Genomic DNA, 3,166 nt, shown 5'->3' on the forward strand with positions numbered 1-3,166 from the left:
CGCCCCCGTGGTGAACGGGGCGCGGCCGGGGCCGTCGGGCTGCGTACGGGTCAGGCGCCGGGCCGGACCGGGATGGTGCTCACGAACGGCTGGGCCGGACCGGGGTCGGTGAAGAAGTCGTTCCCCTTGTCGTCCACCACGATGAACGCCGGGAAGTCCTCGACCTCGATCTTCCAGACCGCCTCCATGCCGAGCTCCTCGTACTCCAGGACCTCGACCTTCTTGATGCAGTCCTGCGCCAGCCGCGCCGCCGGGCCGCCGATCGAGCCCAGGTAGAAGCCGCCGTGCGCGGCACACGCGTCCGTCACCTGCTGGGAGCGGTTGCCCTTGGCCAGCATGACCTTCGAGCCCCCGGCCGCCTGGAACTGCTCGACGTACGCGTCCATCCGGCCCGCCGTGGTCGGGCCGAACGAACCGGAAGCGTACCCCTCGGGGGTCTTGGCCGGGCCCGCGTAGTACACCGGGTGGTTCTTCAGGTACTCCGGCATCTCCTCGCCCGCGTCCAGCCGCTCCTTGATCTTCGCGTGCGCGATGTCACGGGCGACGACCAGCGTGCCGGTCAGCGAGAGCCGGGTCTTGACCGGGTGCTTGGTCAGCTCGGCCAGGACCTCGTCCATCGGCCGGTTGAGGTCGACGGCGACCGCGTCCAGGTCCGGGCCCGCGCCCTTGGTCAGCTCCTCCTCGGTGGTGTCCGGGAGGAAGCGCGCCGGGTCGGTCTCCAGCTGCTCCAGGAAGACGCCCTCCGGAGTGATCTTCGCGAGCGCCTGGCGGTCGGCCGAGCAGGAGACGGCGATCGCGACCGGGCAGGACGCGCCGTGCCGCGGCAACCGGACGACCCGTACGTCGTGGCAGAAGTACTTGCCGCCGAACTGCGCCCCGATCCCGATCTTCTGCGTCAGCTCGAAGACCTTCTCCTCCAGCTCCTGGTCCCGGAAGCCGTGCCCGGTCGGGGAGCCTGAAGAGGGCAGCTCGTCCAGGTAGTGCGCGGAGGCGTACTTCGCGGTCTTCAGCGCGTACTCGGCGCTGGTGCCGCCGACCACGATCGCCAGGTGGTACGGCGGGCAGGCGGAGGTGCCCAGCGAGCGGATCTTCTCCTCCAGGAACTTCATCATCGATGCCTCGTTCAGCACCGCCTTCGTCTCCTGGTAGAGGAAGGACTTGTTCGCCGAGCCGCCGCCCTTGGCCATGAAGAGGAACTTGTAGGCGCCGCCGTCGGTCGCGTACAGCTCGATCTGCGCGGGCAGGTTGGAGCCGGTGTTCTTCTCGTCCCACATGGTCAGCGGGGCCATCTGGGAGTAGCGCAGGTTGAGCTTGGTGTACGCGTCGTAGACGCCGCGCGACAGGGCCTCCTCGTCGCCGCCTTCCGTCAGCACGTTCTGGCCGCGCTTGCCCATGACGATGGCGGTGCCGGTGTCCTGGCACATCGGCAGCACCCCGGCCGCCGCGATGTTCGCGTTCTTCAGCAGGTCCAGCGCCACGAAGCGGTCGTTCGGGCTGGCCTCGGGGTCGTCGAGGATGCGGCGCAGCTGGGCGAGGTGGTCGGGGCGCAGATAGTGCGAAATGTCGTGCATCGCCTCGGCCGCGAGCTCGCGCAGCGCCTCCGGCTCGACCTTGAGGAAGGTGCGCCCGTCGGCCTCGAAGGTGCTCACGCCCTCGGAGGTCACCAGACGGTACGGAGTCCGGTCTTCTCCCAGGGGCAGCAGGTCCGAATAGGCAAACTCTGGCATCGCGGCCGTTCCTTACTCGACGGGGGCTACGGCTGACTTCGTCGACAGCGCGTGCATAAGCCTAGAACGGGGCGGGGGAGCCGGAGCGTGTGAGGTAAGGCTCAGTGGAGCCCGCCGCGTACCGTGCCACCGCATATCGCGATGCCGCACACCCCTAGTCGCGATCTATCGCGACTGGGTACTCTGTCGGGCGTGGATGAGCAGCAGTCGCAGCAGCCGGTCCCCCTGACCAAGTCCGCCCCCGCTCCGGCGCCCGCCCCGGCGCCCGTCGCGGAGGCGGAGATCCGCGCGTCCGACGCGGATCGCGACCGGATCGCGGACATCCTGCGGGAGGCCCTCGCCGAGGGGCGGCTCGACCCCGAGGAGCACGCCGAGCGGATCGACGCGGTCTACCGCGCCAAGACCCGCGGCGAGCTGGAGCCCCTGGTCCGGGACGTGCCCACGGGCCCGGCCCGCGCCGCGGCGGGCCTGCCGTCCGACGCGGCGTCCGGCCCGGCCGGGGACCCCGAGAACCTGGTCGCGGTCTTCGGCGGCGCCGTGCGCAAGGGCCGCTGGCGGCCCCGCCGCCGTACGCACGCCTTCGCGGTCTTCGGCGGCGTCGAGATCGACCTCACCGAGGCGGTCTTCGAGCAGCGGGAGATCGTCATCCAGGCGTGGGCGGTGTTCGGCGGGGTGGAGATCAAGGTCCCGGAGAACGTCTCGCTGCACGGTTCGGGCTCCGGCGTGTTCGGCGGCGTGGACGTCGCGGAGCACGAGGCCCCGGACCCCGACGCGCCGGTGATCCGGGTCAGCGGATTCGCGCTCTTCGGCGGGGTCGAGGCCAAGCCGAAGCGCGGGAAACGTGTGAAGAACCTGAGGTCATAAGGGCTGAACAGCCGCTGTGCATACGGAATTTCCAGTCGGGACAACCGTGTGCATAAGCGTGCGCACAGCGGGTAAGGCTTGGTGCATCGTCTCTCGTACGGCTGATGGGGGTGCACATGGGGGCCGTACGGCGGGAGGCGGGCAAGGGTGAACACCGGAGCCGTCGTCAGGAGTAGACCGTGCTGCAACCGCATCAGCCCCTGCTGGACGCCGCCGTGCCCCCGCAGCGCACCCCCGCTCGGGATCAGGCCGGACCCTGGCACTCGGAGGCGGTGTGCCGCCGGGACGAGGCCGGGCTGTTCTTCGCCCCCTCCAAGGAGCCCACGGCTGCCAGGCTGTCGCGGGAAGAGGCCGCCAAGCGCGTCTGTGCGCGCTGCCCGGTCATGGTCGAGTGCCGGGAGCACGCGCTGCTCCAGCCCGAGCCGTACGGGGTGTGGGGCGGGCTGACCGCGGCCGAGCGCCGGGTGGTGCTGGCCCGCCGCCGGCGCCGCGAGGCGGAGCTCCAGCGCGCCGTGCGCGTCGCCGCCGCCGGGTGAATTCTTCGCGTCACGGGCCGGGCCCCGCCGTATGGCGGC

3 protein-coding genes are annotated in these 3,166 nt (G+C 71.0%); 2 read left to right on the forward strand and 1 reads right to left on the reverse strand.

The window, feature by feature from the left end:
- Positions 1-50: 50 nt before the first annotated feature.
- Positions 51-1,727 carry a fumarate hydratase gene (locus tag EEJ42_RS32780; RefSeq protein ID WP_123105597.1) on the reverse strand — a complete coding sequence of 559 codons (1,677 nt, stop codon included), beginning with the start codon at positions 1,725-1,727 and terminating at the stop codon, positions 51-53.
- Positions 1,728-1,910: 183 nt separating this feature from the next.
- On the opposite strand from EEJ42_RS32780, the gene EEJ42_RS32785 reads away from it, so the two are divergent.
- On the forward strand, positions 1,911-2,591 hold the full coding sequence (locus tag EEJ42_RS32785; RefSeq protein ID WP_184503384.1) for a DUF1707 SHOCT-like domain-containing protein: 681 nt from the start codon (positions 1,911-1,913) through the stop codon (positions 2,589-2,591).
- Between the two features lie 179 nt (positions 2,592-2,770).
- On the forward strand, positions 2,771-3,127 hold the full coding sequence (locus EEJ42_RS32790) for a WhiB family transcriptional regulator (RefSeq protein WP_009715345.1): 357 nt from the start codon (positions 2,771-2,773) through the stop codon (positions 3,125-3,127).
- Positions 3,128-3,166 lie beyond the last annotated feature (39 nt).

The organism is Streptomyces botrytidirepellens (assembly GCF_003721215.1).
GTDB classification, from domain to species: domain Bacteria; phylum Actinomycetota; class Actinomycetes; order Streptomycetales; family Streptomycetaceae; genus Streptomyces; species Streptomyces himastatinicus.